The sequence below is a fragment of the Flavobacterium notoginsengisoli genome (genome assembly GCF_014207905.1).
GTDB classification, from domain to species: Bacteria; Bacteroidota; Bacteroidia; order Flavobacteriales; family Flavobacteriaceae; genus Flavobacterium; species Flavobacterium notoginsengisoli_A.
The window spans coordinates 1-13,446 of the sequence record NZ_JACHLB010000007.1; the positions used below are offsets into that span (position 1 = coordinate 1).

Consider the following 13,446-nt stretch of genomic DNA (forward strand, 5'->3'; position numbering starts at 1 on the left):
CTTCCCATCCCGAACAGAGAAGTTAAGCCCGCCTGCGCAGATGGTACTGCAGTTATGTGGGAGAGTATGTCGTCGCCTTTCTTTTGAAAAACCCTGTTTATTTAACGGGGTTTTTTATTCATAATTTACCTAATTTATTATTAGGTAATAAGGTACCTTAGCTCAGATGGTAGAGCAATGGACTGAAAATCCATGTGTCCCTGGTTCGATCCCTGGAGGTACCACATAATGCTCGGATGGTGAAATTGGTAGACACGCTGGACTTAAAATCCAGTGAACAGCAATGTTCGTGCGGGTTCAAGTCCCGCTCTGAGTACTAAAACTTCAATTAGCAAAAGCTAATTGAAGTTTTTTTTTTGCATAAAACTTATATCAAAACTTTAATTTTATAATTTTAGTTCTTCAAAATGAATTATTTCTTTAATTATGCAAAATATTTTTTCTCAAAATGGATCCAAAGAGTTTGTTGATCGTATTAATCAATTGAAATATGATTCTCAGCCATCTTGGGGTAAAATGTCGGTTGATCAAATGTTAGCTCATTGTAGTGTTATGTACGAGATGGTTTACGATAATGTTCATCAAAAACCGAATGCTTTTTTGCGCTTTATTTTAAAATCATTTATAAAAGCTAAAGTAGTAAATGAAACGCCATATTCAAGAAATATTAGAACAGCTCCTCAATTTATAATTAGTAATAATCGAGATTTTGATCTTGAAAAGACTAAGCTTATAAATTATATAAATAAAACACAGGAATTAGGCGAAAAGGAATTCGAAGGAAAGGAATCTCTTTCATTTGGAAAATTAACTTCCAAAGAATGGAATAATATGTTTGCTAAACATCTGGATCATCATCTTTCTCAGTTTAATGTATAATATTTTTTGCTATGAAATTTTATTTAATTCTTTTATCTCTACTTTTTAGTTGTAATTGTATTGCTCAAAAACAAGAGCTTCAAAGAACTATTGAGCAATTTTTTGAAGGATTTCATCAGAAAGATTCAATAAAAATGAAATTAGTGTGTTCTGATAAGATGATTTTACAATCTATCAGCGAGAATAGTATAAAAGGAAATAAATTATCAGATGAATCAGTAAAAGATTTTTATAAATCAATTGCAACAATACCTACTAATCTAAAATTTCAAGAGAAAATATTAAGTTATTCAATACAGATAGATGGCTCGATGGCCCATGTTTGGACTCCATATGAATTTTATGTTAATGATAAGCTAAGTCATTCCGGAGTTAATGCTTTTACGTTATTTAAAGAAAATGATAAATGGAAAATAATTTACCTGATTGATACAAGGAGAAAATAGATAATTATTTTATTTCTTTAGCGTAATACAAACAAATATTTGTTAAAAGGCATTCATTGCATTTTGGTTTTGGTCTACAAGTTTCTCTTCCCAAAAATGAAATTGCCATTCCAATTTCCGACCAAATATTTTTGGGAATGACCTGCATTAAATCTTTCTCAATTTTATTTCCATCTTTGCTATCTTTGATTATTCCTATTCTAGGAGCTACTCGGATTACATGTAAATCAGCAATAATTCCTTCTGTAGGTTTATGAGTTTCTCTAAGAATTACATTCGCAGATTTTCTTCCTACTCCTTTTAGAGCTGTCAATCCAGACATTGTTGAAGGAATATTTTTATCAAACTGTATTGTTTCTGCAATTTCTAGTATCCATTTCGCTTTGGTAGTGTAATTTCGAACTTTGCTAATATATGGAATCAATTCTTCGAAATTAGTTTTTGAAAGACTATTTAAGGTAGGATATTTTTCAAATAGAATAGATGCTATATTATTGATATTAGCATCAGAATCTTGAGCAGAAAGAATTACCATCACTAATAATTGGTATGTATTATGATAGTTTAATGGATGTTTCTTTCCTTTATATTTTTTTAAAATGGGTTTTAGTTTATCTTCCCAATTTAGTGTTTCTCCAAATAAATCCATTTTGATAGAATTAAGTATTTGTTAATTCGCACCTTTAATAAATTCTAGAATTTTCTTAATTACATTTTGATTTCCTAAAATTTTTCGATGGCCAAGTCCATCAGTCAAAAATTGAGTTCCTTTTTTAAGATTTTCGGTAATATGTATTCCTGCCTTAACTGAAACTTCGGGATCATCGTTATCGTGTATGACTAAAACTGGAATTTCTATTTTTTTTGCTGCACGATATGCTGAAAAATCATCCATTTTTACTTCATATTTTTTTTCAAAGAAATCTCGTAAATTTTTACTGATTTCTTTCTTAAGCCCCAATTTAAAAACAAATTCATCTAATATGTCCTGTACTATATCTCCGCTACCAATAATTATTGCTTTTTCTACAGAAAGTCCGTCTTTGATGGAGTTTAAAACAGACATGCCTCCTAATGAATGTCCGATTGCGATCTCAAATGGTCCAAATTGTTTTTCTATTTCTAATATTGAAGCTATGAATTCGGACATAATTGTTGTTTTTCCTTCCGATTTTCCATGAGCTGGCGCATCGAAACTTACAGTTGAATAGCCATTTCGAAGTAATTCGTCAGCTATTTTAAAAAGTTGAGTTCCTCTTCCTGACCATCCGTGAACTAATAATATTTTTCGATCACTTTGTCCATAAAAATAAGTAACAATACTTTTATCTATGCTTGGAACATAAATATTCTTTTTTATGCTTTTAGAATCCATTTCAAATTCACGCTTTGGAACCTTATGTTTTATTGGAGTTGTAAAGATTTTAGCAGCAAATCTTGTGACTAGTTTTGTAGAAATAAATGCGCATATTTTCGCAGATATAATAATTATTGCTGGAATTTTTAATGATTTAGTAGGATTGGTTGTCTTTTTTGCCATTTCAATAAAACTTATTTTGAAGCGAAACTCTGCTTGTTTTTTTGCTAAATTTAAAAAACATAAATGTAGTATATAAATAATTGCTTCTTAAAAAGTATCATAAATTAATTTCGAATGGAGATTTTTCATATTAGTGCAGAATGCTATCCAATGGCAAAGGTTGGCGGACTAGCGGATGTTGTTGGGGCTTTGCCTAAATATCAGAAAAATGCGGGTCACGATGTTAGAGTTGTTGTTCCATGTTATGATACAAAATTTAGAAAAGAGAATGATTTTGAATGTGTTCATTGGGGAACAGTTAAACTTGGGAACTTTAATTTTCCATTCAGTGTTTTAAAAGAAACCACAGATAAGTTAGGTTATGAATTATATCTGATTGAAATTAATGAATTATTTAATCGATCAAATGTTTATGGATATGAAGACGATATTGAACGATTTTTATCTTTTCAAATTGCTGTTCTAGATTGGATTATAGCAAGAAATAAAGTTCCAGATATTATAAATTGCCATGATCACCATACAGGTTTAATTCCGTTTTTATTACAAGTTGCCTACAAATATGAAAGCTTGAAAGATGTAAAAACAGTTATTACAATCCATAATGGTTTATATCAAGGTTGGTTTGGTTTCGATAAATTGTATTATTTGCCAGAATTTGATTTAAAACATGTTGGGTTATTAGAATGGAATAATTCAATTAATTCGCTTGCTGTTGCTGTAAAATGTGCAAATGCTGTAACAACGGTTTCACCAAGTTATTTAAACGAAATTAATCAGTATGCTAATGGCTTAGAGTCTTTATTTAATTCTGTTCGAAATAAATCGAAAGGTATACTAAATGGAATTGATATTGAAGTTTGGAACCCTTTTAAAGACCCAATGATTTCTGAACATTATTCTATTGAAAATTTTGAAATAGGAAAGAAAAAGAATAAAGAAAAGCTTTGTGAACAATTTGAGTTAGATTCGTCTAAACCTTTATTCAGTTTTATTGGAAGATTGTTTGATGAAAAGGGAGGAGATTTGCTGCCGCATGTTGCTGCTTTAGCATTATCTGAACATTTTGAAGAAATAAATATTCTTATTTTAGGTTCTGGAAATTCAGAAATTGAATCTCAGTTGACGCAATTGCGAAATGATTACAAAGGGAATTATAATGTTTTCATAGGTTATAATGAAGATTTAGCTCATTTGATCTATGCTGGTTCAGATTATATTTTAATGCCTTCGAGAGTCGAGCCTTGCGGTTTAAATCAGATGTATGCAATGCGTTACGGAACTGTACCGATTGTGAGAAGAACTGGAGGTCTTAGAGATACTGTAATTGATTTTGGAGATGAAGGAAACGGAATTTGTCATGATCAAGCTTCTGTTGCAGATATAACTTATTCTATAAATCGTGCAGTTAAATTGTACGACGACAAAGAAAAATTTAATAAAGTTTTAAAAAGAGGAATGTCAGCAGACCATTCCTGGGAAAGAGTGTGCCAAGAATATATCGAAATATACAACTTAATAATTCAGCAAAAATGAAATTTAAAAAGAAAAATGTAGTTGCCATTATTTTAGGAGGAGGACAAGGATCACGCTTGTTCCCATTAACAGAAACTAGATCTAAACCTGCTGTACCAATCGGAGGGAAATATCGTTTGGTAGATATTCCAATTTCAAACTGTATTAATTCTGATATTTTTAAAATATTTGTTTTGACACAGTTTAATTCAGCTTCTTTAAATGCACATATTAAAAATACTTTTAATTTCAGCATTTTTAGCCAATCTTTTGTAGATATATTAGCTGCTGAACAGACACCAGATAATCCAACTTGGTTTCAAGGAACGGCAGATGCTGTAAGACAATGTATGTCGCATTTTTTGAAACACGATTTTGATCATGCATTAATCCTCTCTGGAGATCAACTATATCAGATGGATTTTAATGAAATGTTAGAGGCACACATTGCAGCCGATGCTGAAATCTCTATAGCGACTTTACCTGTAAATGCAAAAGATGCACCAGAGTTTGGTATTCTTAAAACAGATCATGAAAATAATATTCATGCCTTTATCGAAAAACCACATGCTTCATTATTGCCAGAATGGGAATCTGAAGTGAGCGAACAAATGCAAGAAAAAGGCAAAAAATACCTTGCATCAATGGGGATTTATATTTTCAATAAATCACTTTTAGAAGAATTGATGGGGAATCAGGAAACTAAAGATTTTGGTAAAGAGATCATTCCGCAGGCAGTTGGAAAACACAAGATTTTAAGTTATCAGTATGAAGGATATTGGACAGATATTGGAAATATTGAATCATTCTTCGAAGCTAATATTGGTTTAACAGCCGATATTCCAGAATTCAATTTATTTGATAATGAAAATAAAATTTTCACAAGACCGAGATTATTACCACCTTCTAAGTTTAGAAATTCTGTTATCAATCAGTCTTTAATTTCTGAAGGTTGTATTATTAATGCAAAAGAAATTAAAAGTTCTGTAATCGGAATTCGTTCCAGAATTGGTGAAGGAACCGTTTTAGAAAATTGTTATGTTATGGGTAACGATTTCTATCAAGATTTAGAAGAATTAAATCAAGAAAGCAGTATCAGTAAAATTCATGTTGGGATTGGAGAAAATTGCTACATTAAAAATGCGTTGATTGATAAAAATGTGCGTATTGGAAATAATGTACACATATCTGGTGGAAAACATTTAGACAATTTTACCAACGAATTGTATAGCATTAAAGACGGAATTGTTGTTATTAAAAAAGGAGTAACTCTTTCTGATAATTTTAGAATTGAATAAAAAAAAGAAATTCCAATAATTAAATTCCAAAAAACATTTCTTCTAAATAATTTTTATGACTAAAGTAATAGCACATTCTCTTTTTACCGATTTTGATATCGATTTATTTAAAGCCGGAAAACACTTCAAATTATATGAAAAATTAGGAGCACATTTAATTGAAGTTAATGGAGTAAAAGGTGTTTATTTTGCAGTTTGGGCTCCTACAGCACATTCTGTTTCGGTTGTAGGCGATTTTAATTATTGGACAAAAGGAGAGCATGTTTTGAACGTTCGTTGGGATTCGTCTGGAATTTGGGAAGGATTTATTCCAGAAATTTCAAAGGGTGCTCTTTATAAATATAAAATTGAATCTAACGTATATGGTGTGACGACTGAAAAAGCAGATCCCTTTGCTTTATTTTGTGAAAAACCACCACATACAGCTTCTGTGGTTTGGGACTTAGATTATAAATGGAAAGACGAACATTGGATGCAAAACCGTAAAGAAAAAAACGGTTTAGACAAACCTTATTCTGTCTACGAAGTACATTTAGGATCTTGGAAACGAGCAGATCACAATCGGTTTTTGACTTATTTAGAATTAGCAGACGATTTAGTGAAATACGTTAAAGAAACTGGTTTTACGCATGTTGAATTTATGCCAATCATGGAATATCCTTACGATCCTTCGTGGGGTTATCAATTAACAGGTTATTTTGCGCCAACTTCTCGTTTTGGAAAACCACAGGATTTTATGCTTCTTGTAGATAAATTGCATCAGGAAGGAATAGGTGTTATTTTAGATTGGGTTCCTTCACATTTTCCTGATGACGCACATGGTTTAGGCTACTTTGACGGTTCACATTTGTATGAACATCCTGATCGTAGAAAAGGATATCATCCTGATTGGAAAAGCCTAGTTTTTAACTACGGTAGAAATGAAGTTCGTGCTTTTTTAATTAGTAATGCAGTTTTTTGGCTTCAGAATTATCACGTTGACGGATTGAGAGTAGATGCTGTTGCTTCAATGTTGTATCTGGATTATTCTAGAAAAGATGGTGAGTGGGAAGCCAATATTTATGGTGGAAGAGAAAATTTAGATTCTATAAGTTTTCTTAAAGAATTTAATGAAGTAATCTATGCTAATTTTGATGGCGTTCAAACCATTGCTGAAGAAAGCACTTCTTTTCCTATGGTTTCTAGGCCAACTTTTACAGGTGGTTTAGGATTCGGAATGAAATGGATGATGGGATGGATGCACGACACTTTAAAATACTTTCAAAAAGAAACGGTTTATAGAAAATACCATCAAAATGATTTGACTTTTTCAATGACTTATGCTTTTACTGAAAACTTTATGCTTCCGTTTTCTCATGATGAAGTTGTCTATGGAAAGCAATCTCTTATCTACAAAATGCCAGGCGACGAATGGCAACGTTTTGCAAATTTGAGATTATTATATGGTTATATGTTTACACATCCAGGAACGAAATTATTGTTTCAAGGAGCAGAATTCGGTCAAACTGGCGAATGGAATTTTGAGCAAAGTTTAGACTGGCATCTTTTACAGTACGATTTTCATGCTGGAATAAAAAGATTAATTACCGATTTGAATCAATTGTATAAGTCGCAGCCAGCGTTGTACGAAAAACAATTTTCAGGAGAAGGTTTCGAATGGATTAACTATTCTGATCATCAAAATGCAGTTTTGTCTTATATCCGTAAAGGAAATAATCCTGATGAAAATATCATTATTGTCTGCAATTTTACTCAAGTTGTGAGAGAAAACTATAGAGTTGGCGTTCCCAAAAAAGGAAAATTAAAAGAGATTTTTAATAGTGATTCTGAAACTTACGGTGGAAGTGGTGTCGCAAATTCAAAATCTTTAAAAATCGAATCTGTATCTTATGATGGAAGAGATTTTTCAGTCGAATTAATTTTGCCTCCATTAAGTGTTACCGTTTATTCTTTCATTTCATAAAAATCTTACATTCATTTTTGAGCTAACAATTTGTTATTTTTTCCTTTTAAAATTATCAAATTGTTGATTTTTTGTTTGGTAAAATGAAAGGCATTCAGAAAAAACGTTTTCGTGAATAAACCTTTTATTCATAGGGGTTTATCATCTTTTTTTGTATGTTTGAAAGAAAGACAAAAGTTATAAATTAATTCAGTGAAGATATGATTACAAATACATCATTAGAATACAAAGGCGATTTATATCCTTCAAAAATTGTTTCCTATGAACATGAAGGAGATTCTGTTTTTTTCAACACAGACAATAAAGTAATCTTAAAAGTTACCATTCTTCGCGATAGTTTAATCCGATTTCGTTTTACTACAAAAGGCTATTTCAGTAATGATTTTTCTTATGCAATAGATAAAACACAACTTCACGGTTATAATTTTTTGGAAGTTACTCAAGAAGAATCGTATTTTCAAATTAGAACAAGCAAAGTAATCTGTAAAATTCAAAAAGCAGATCTTCGACTTTCAGTATACGATTTAAATAACTTTTTAATTCTTGAAGATGAATTAGGTTTTCATTGGGAAGAAAGTTATGAATACGGAGGAAATATTGTCAAAATGAGCAAATTTTCTAAAGACGGTGAATGTTATTACGGTCTTGGAGATAAAGCTACTCAAATGAATCTTAAAGGTAAAAGGGTAGAAAATTTTGCTACTGATCAATATGCCTATCAAAAAGATCAAGAACCTTTATATAAGGTTGTTCCTTTCTATATTGGTTTACATAACAAACAAGCATACGGTATTTTCTTTGATAATACTTTTAGAACTTTTTTTGATTTTTGTCAAGAAAGAAGAAATATAACAAGCTTTTGGGCAGAAGGAGGCGAAATGAACTATTATTTCGTTTACGGTCCACAAATGCAAGATGTTGTTACCACTTATACCGATTTAACAGGTAAGCCAGAATTACCACCACTTTGGGTTCTAGGATATCATCAATGTAAATGGAGTTATTATCCTGAAAGTAAAGTAAAAGAAATTACCTCAAAATTTAGAGAACTTCAAATTCCTTGTGATGCGATTTATTTGGATATCGATTATATGGATGGATTTCGCTGTTTTACTTGGAATAAGAACTACTTTCCAGATCCTAAAAAAATGGTTTCTGATTTAGCCGAAGACGGTTTTAAAACGGTAGTTATTATTGATCCAGGAATTAAAATTGATAAAGATTATTGGGTTTATAAAGAAGGTTTAGAAAAAGATTATTTCTGCAAAAGAGCAGATGGACCTTACATGAAAGGAAAAGTTTGGCCAGGAGAATGTAATTTTCCAGATTACACAAATCCAGTTGTTAGAGAATGGTGGGCAGGTTTATTTAAAGAATTGATTTCAGATATTGGAGTAAAAGGTGTTTGGAATGATATGAACGAGCCAGCAGTAATGGAAGTGCCAAATAAAACATTTCCAATGGACGTGCGTCACGTTTATGACGGAAACCCATGTAGTCACAGAAAAGCACATAATATTTACGGAACCCAAATGGCAAGAGCGACCTATCATGGTGTAAAACGTTTTGCTTATCCAAAACGCCCTTTTGTAATTACTAGATCAGCATATTCTGGTGCACAACGATACACATCTTCTTGGACAGGTGATAATGTTGCAACTTGGGAACATTTATGGATAGCCAATATTCAAGTGCAAAGAATGTCAATTTCAGGAATGGGCTTTACAGGTTCTGATATTGGTGGTTTTGCTGAACAACCAACAGGAGAGTTGTACGCACGTTGGATTCAGTTGGGTGTTTTTCATCCATTTTGCAGAACGCATTCTTCTGGAGATCATGGAAATCAAGAACCTTGGGCTTTTGACGAAGAAGTGATAAATATTACTAGAAAATTTGTTAGTCTTCGTTATCAATTATTGCCTTATTTGTACACCATGTTTTGGCAGTATATAGAAGAAGGAGTTCCAATGCTGAAGCCATTGGTTTATTACGATCAAGATGACACGCAAACGCATTATCGTAACGATGAATTCATTTTCGGAAATCAAATATTAGTTTGTCCTATACTTGAACCTAATGCTGTAGGTAGACGTATGTATATCCCTAGAGGAGAATGGTATAACTACTGGACAAATGAGCTTTTTATAGGTGGTAGAGAAATTTGGGTAGACACCAAATTTGATGAAATTCCGGTCTTTGTAAAAGCGGGTGCGATTATTCCGAAATATCCAGTACAGCAATATGTTGGCGAATTAGAATTCGACGAATTAACATTAGATGTTTATTATAAAAACGGTAAAGAAAACTCGGCTGTGTATGAAGATGCACAAGATGGTTATGATTATAAAAAAGGACGATATAGTTTCTTGTCGTTAAGAAGTATAGGGAAAGAGAAAGAATTGATAATTCAGCTTCATAAAGAAGGGAAGTACGTTACGCCTTATACAAAATATAAAATCAATTTAATCGGATTGCCTTTTAAAGTTTCAGAAATTGAAATTGACAATGAAAAAATAGAATTCGATAAAATAAATTTTGAGCAAAATAAATTCTTAATTGTTGATAAAGAGTTTAATGAGCTTCACATTGTTGGAGAGTAGTTATAATTGTGATATTTTTTTGTCTTATTGTGTAAAATAGTATTTTGTAATAATTGTATTTTTGTTAGAAAATAGCTTTAAATTATGAAAAAATATTTCTTTTTAGGAATTTTTGGAGCACTTGCTGTTGCTTGTGCTACTAATCCAATTACTGGAAAACAAAATTTAAATTTTGTTTCAAATAGCGAACTGTTTCCGACTTCTTTCCAACAGTACAGTACGTTTTTGTCTGAAAATAAAGTTATTTCAGGAACATCAGATGCAAAACTTGTTGAAAATGTTGGGTATAAAATTAAGATGGCTGCCGAAAAATATTTAGCATATTTAGGACAATCTCAATATCTAAAAGATTACCGTTGGGAATATAAATTAGTGGATAATAAAGAAGTGAATGCATGGTGTTTGCCAGGAGGTAAAATTGTAGTTTATTCTGGAATTCTGCCTGTAACGCAAAACGAATCTGGTTTAGCAACAGTAATGGGACACGAAGTTTCGCACGCTTTGGCTAATCATGGAGCTCAGAGAATGAGTGCTGCACAGTTACAACAAATTGGAGGTGCGGTTTTAGATGCTGCAACAACAAATAAATCTGCACAAACCAGAGAAATATTTTCGCAGGCTTACGGAATGGGTACTGAAGTAGGAGTAATGCTGCCATTTAGCAGAAGCAACGAAAGTGAAGCAGATAAAATTGGTTTAACTCTAATGGCAATTGCGGGTTATAATCCAGAAGATGCTGTGGCATTTTGGAGTAGAATGTCTGCTAAATCTGGCGGATCAGGAACTCCAGAATTTATGAGTACGCACCCTTCTGATGCAACAAGAATTGCTAATATTAAAGCTTTAATTCCTGAAGCAAAAGCAATTGCATTGAAAGTTGGAACAATTAAATAAGTAAAATTTGTTTATAAAAAAATTAAAAAGCTATTCGACTCAGAATAGCTTTTTTCTTTTTATTTCAATTGATAATTTAATAATACACGAATTGCACAATTTGTATTTGATTATGATAAAAAATAGATAAATTCGTAGCGCATTAACAAAATCATTTTAGATGAAAAACCTACCAAAAGGAGATAAGAAATTATTAAATGCCTGGGCGTTTTATGATTGGGCCAATTCAGTTTATACACTTACTATTGCTTCGGCAGTATTTCCAATTTTTTATGAAGCTTTATTTAGCGATCGAGATCACTATATTGACGTTTTCGGAATGCATCTTAAAAATTCTGCTTTAATCAGTTTTATAACTGCTTTTGCTTTTATGGTGGTTTCTTTTATTTCTCCTTTGCTGTCAGGAATTGCTGATTATGTAGGAAATAAAAAGTCTTTTATGAAGTTTTTCTGTTATTTGGGAGCCTTGTCTTGTATGGGATTGTATTGGTTTAATTTAGAAAATATTTATATTGGTTTAGCTTTTTATTTTTTTGGCTTACTTGGCTATTGGGGAAGCTTAGTTTTTTATAACTCTTATCTTCCAGATATTGCTTTTGAAGAGCAACAAGATAGAATTAGCGCAAAAGGATATTCTTTGGGTTACATTGGAAGTGTTATTTTATTAATCATCAATTTAGCGATGATTATGAAGCCAAAAATGTTCGGAATTTCAGGAACAGATGGTGAAGCTGCAATGAAAGCTATGAAGTATTCGTTTGTGATGGTAGGAGTTTGGTGGATATTATTTAGCCAATATACCTATTATTATTTACCAAAAGGAAGCAAAGAAACTGGTCAGAAACTGACAAAATCTGTTGTATTTAATGGTTTTAAAGAATTAAGAAAAGTTTGGGCTTTGCTAAATGAAAATATTCCATTAAAGCGCTATTTAGGAGGTTTCTTTGTTTCAAGTATGGCTGTGCAAACTGTAATGTTGGTAGCAACTTATTTCGGTGCGCAAGAAATTCAATGGGAATCAAAAGAGCAAAGTACAATTGGTTTGATTATCTGTATTTTAATTATTCAATTAGTTGCTGTTGTTGGTGCGGTTTTGACGTCAAGAGCTTCTGAAAAATTCGGAAACGTTCCAACTTTAATTTTTATCAATGCAATTTGGGCTGTATTTTGTGCATTGGCATTTTTTATCACTTTACCAATGCATTTTTATGTAATGGCAACGGTTGCAGGATTTGTAATGGGAGGAATTCAAGCTTTGTCAAGATCAACTTATTCAAAATTATTGCCTGAAACAGAAGATACAGCATCATTTTTTAGTTTTTATGATGTTGCCGAAAAAATCGGAATCGTAATCGGAATGTGTGTTTACGGTATTATCGATCAAATTACTGGAAGTCCTCGTGCAGCAATTGTAATCTTGGGGATTTTCTTTGTTACGGCGATTTTTCTTTTAAGAAGAGTTCATAAAAAAGACGTTTCAAATTAATGAAACGCCTTTTCTAAAAACAATATCACGAATTGCAGTAATTATTTGATTGATGATAGTTTTGTAATTCGTGATATTTTTTATTTAAAATAACTAACCTTTAGAAATAGATCCTGAACCAGAAACTTTTACATCTCTTTTTTCTGGATTTCCAACATATTTAATATTTCCAGAACCAGAAACTCTGGCTGTTAAACTTTCGTTGCAAGTAACTTTACTATTTCCAGAACCAGAAACATTTGCTTCAACGATTTTAGATTTCAAATCAGATGCGTTGATATCGCCTGAACCAGAAAGTTTAGTTGTAAAAGTATTGGCAGTTCCTTTTAAACGAATATTTCCAGAACCGCTTACATTTAAATCTAGATTATTAGTATCAACTGGCAAAGTAAAATTTCCAGAACCGGATAATTTAACTGTAATTTTTTCATTTTTGATTGCATCTTTTGACTGAATATTTCCTGAGCCCGCTAAACTTAGTTCAGATATTTTTTCAAATGGAACTGTAACTTGAATTTTATTGCCAGAACTTGTACGTATTTGAGTTCCTCTCTCTACATAAATTTTTAGCGAATTATCTTCAACTTCAACTTTGATTGCAGATAATAAGTTTTCTTCTCCTTTGATTGTGATTTTTCCCTCTTTTCCAGATACTAGATCCACATCAAAGAAGCCTGCTATTTTTATGCCGTCGTAATCTCCAGTGGTTCTAGTTTCTGTAACTACTTTTCCGTTTCCTTGAAGTTTGTTTTTGTCTTGTGCATTAATACTATTTGTAAAAATTACAGCTAATGCTATAAGTAAAATTGACTTTTTCATTGTTTT

General features: G+C 31.7%; 11 protein-coding genes, 2 tRNA genes and 1 rRNA gene. 11 read left to right on the plus strand and 3 right to left on the minus strand.

The window, feature by feature from the left end; translation table 11 throughout:
* From rrf to HNP35_RS19095, 5 genes are all read left to right on the plus strand, one after another.
* Nucleotides 1-81, plus strand: a 5S ribosomal RNA gene (gene rrf, locus HNP35_RS19075); the annotation flags it as partial.
* Between the two features lie 70 nt (nucleotides 82-151).
* Nucleotides 152-224: transfer RNA gene (locus HNP35_RS19080), tRNA-Phe, on the plus strand.
* Nucleotides 225-230: 6 nt separating this feature from the next.
* Nucleotides 231-316, plus strand: a tRNA-Leu gene (locus HNP35_RS19085).
* A 110-nt stretch (nucleotides 317-426) separates the two neighbouring features.
* The gene (locus HNP35_RS19090) at nucleotides 427-879 is read left to right on the plus strand and encodes a DUF1569 domain-containing protein (protein WP_184166594.1); all 453 of its coding nucleotides are present in this window, start codon (nucleotides 427-429) and stop codon (nucleotides 877-879) included.
* Between the two features lie 11 nt (nucleotides 880-890).
* Nucleotides 891-1,325 carry a nuclear transport factor 2 family protein gene (locus HNP35_RS19095; protein ID WP_184166591.1) on the plus strand — a complete coding sequence of 145 codons (435 nt, stop codon included), beginning with the start codon at nucleotides 891-893 and terminating at the stop codon, nucleotides 1,323-1,325.
* Between the two features lie 4 nt (nucleotides 1,326-1,329).
* On the opposite strand, the gene HNP35_RS19100 is transcribed toward HNP35_RS19095, so the two are convergent.
* Both HNP35_RS19100 and HNP35_RS19105 read right to left on the minus strand, forming a co-directional pair.
* Nucleotides 1,330-1,974: an endonuclease III domain-containing protein gene (locus tag HNP35_RS19100; protein ID WP_184166588.1), complete on the minus strand. Its 645-nt coding sequence runs from the start codon at nucleotides 1,972-1,974 to the stop codon at nucleotides 1,330-1,332.
* Nucleotides 1,975-1,995: 21 nt separating this feature from the next.
* Nucleotides 1,996-2,865 carry an alpha/beta hydrolase gene (locus HNP35_RS19105; RefSeq protein WP_184166585.1) on the minus strand — a complete coding sequence of 290 codons (870 nt, stop codon included), beginning with the start codon at nucleotides 2,863-2,865 and terminating at the stop codon, nucleotides 1,996-1,998.
* 114 nt (nucleotides 2,866-2,979) lie between these two features.
* Between HNP35_RS19105 and HNP35_RS19110 the strand changes: the two genes are divergently transcribed.
* From HNP35_RS19110 to HNP35_RS19135, 6 genes are all read left to right on the plus strand, one after another.
* Entirely contained in the window at nucleotides 2,980-4,401 is a 1,422-nt protein-coding gene (locus HNP35_RS19110; RefSeq protein WP_184166583.1) for a glycogen synthase, read from the plus strand.
* On the plus strand, nucleotides 4,398-5,678 hold the full coding sequence (locus tag HNP35_RS19115) for a glucose-1-phosphate adenylyltransferase (RefSeq protein WP_184166580.1): 1,281 nt from the start codon (nucleotides 4,398-4,400) through the stop codon (nucleotides 5,676-5,678). The genes HNP35_RS19110 and HNP35_RS19115 overlap by 4 nt, the downstream gene beginning before the upstream one ends.
* A 55-nt stretch (nucleotides 5,679-5,733) precedes the next feature.
* Entirely contained in the window at nucleotides 5,734-7,641 is a 1,908-nt protein-coding gene (gene glgB, locus HNP35_RS19120; protein WP_184166577.1) for a 1,4-alpha-glucan branching protein GlgB, read from the plus strand.
* Nucleotides 7,642-7,841: 200 nt separating this feature from the next.
* Entirely contained in the window at nucleotides 7,842-10,241 is a 2,400-nt protein-coding gene (locus HNP35_RS19125) for a glycoside hydrolase family 31 protein (protein ID WP_184166574.1), read from the plus strand.
* 84 nt (nucleotides 10,242-10,325) lie between these two features.
* Nucleotides 10,326-11,135, plus strand: coding sequence for a M48 family metallopeptidase (locus HNP35_RS19130; protein WP_184166571.1), 810 nt, complete (start codon nucleotides 10,326-10,328; stop codon nucleotides 11,133-11,135).
* Nucleotides 11,136-11,295: 160 nt separating this feature from the next.
* A complete protein-coding gene (locus HNP35_RS19135) occupies nucleotides 11,296-12,621 on the plus strand; it encodes an MFS transporter (protein WP_184166568.1) in 1,326 nt (441 codons plus the stop codon).
* A 93-nt stretch (nucleotides 12,622-12,714) separates the two neighbouring features.
* Here HNP35_RS19135 and HNP35_RS19140 read toward each other — a convergent pair whose 3' ends face one another.
* A complete protein-coding gene (locus HNP35_RS19140) occupies nucleotides 12,715-13,440 on the minus strand; it encodes a head GIN domain-containing protein (RefSeq protein ID WP_184166565.1) in 726 nt (241 codons plus the stop codon).
* Between the last annotated feature and the right edge of the window lie 6 nt (nucleotides 13,441-13,446).

Excerpts from the sequence above, each read along its gene's own strand:
- HNP35_RS19090 (WP_184166594.1), top strand. The coding sequence starts at position 427 with ATGCAAAATATTTTTTCTCAAAATGGATCCAAAGAGTTTGTTGATCGT.
- HNP35_RS19095 (WP_184166591.1), top strand. The coding sequence starts at position 891 with ATGAAATTTTATTTAATTCTTTTATCTCTACTTTTTAGTTGTAATTGT.
- HNP35_RS19100 (WP_184166588.1), bottom strand. The coding sequence starts at position 1,974 with ATGGATTTATTTGGAGAAACACTAAATTGGGAAGATAAACTAAAACCC.
- HNP35_RS19105 (WP_184166585.1), bottom strand. The coding sequence starts at position 2,865 with ATGGCAAAAAAGACAACCAATCCTACTAAATCATTAAAAATTCCAGCA.
- HNP35_RS19110 (WP_184166583.1), top strand. The coding sequence starts at position 2,980 with ATGGAGATTTTTCATATTAGTGCAGAATGCTATCCAATGGCAAAGGTT.
- HNP35_RS19115 (WP_184166580.1), top strand. The coding sequence starts at position 4,398 with ATGAAATTTAAAAAGAAAAATGTAGTTGCCATTATTTTAGGAGGAGGA.
- glgB (WP_184166577.1), top strand. The coding sequence starts at position 5,734 with ATGACTAAAGTAATAGCACATTCTCTTTTTACCGATTTTGATATCGAT.
- HNP35_RS19125 (WP_184166574.1), top strand. The coding sequence starts at position 7,842 with ATGATTACAAATACATCATTAGAATACAAAGGCGATTTATATCCTTCA.
- HNP35_RS19130 (WP_184166571.1), top strand. The coding sequence starts at position 10,326 with ATGAAAAAATATTTCTTTTTAGGAATTTTTGGAGCACTTGCTGTTGCT.
- HNP35_RS19135 (WP_184166568.1), top strand. The coding sequence starts at position 11,296 with ATGAAAAACCTACCAAAAGGAGATAAGAAATTATTAAATGCCTGGGCG.
- HNP35_RS19140 (WP_184166565.1), bottom strand. The coding sequence starts at position 13,440 with ATGAAAAAGTCAATTTTACTTATAGCATTAGCTGTAATTTTTACAAAT.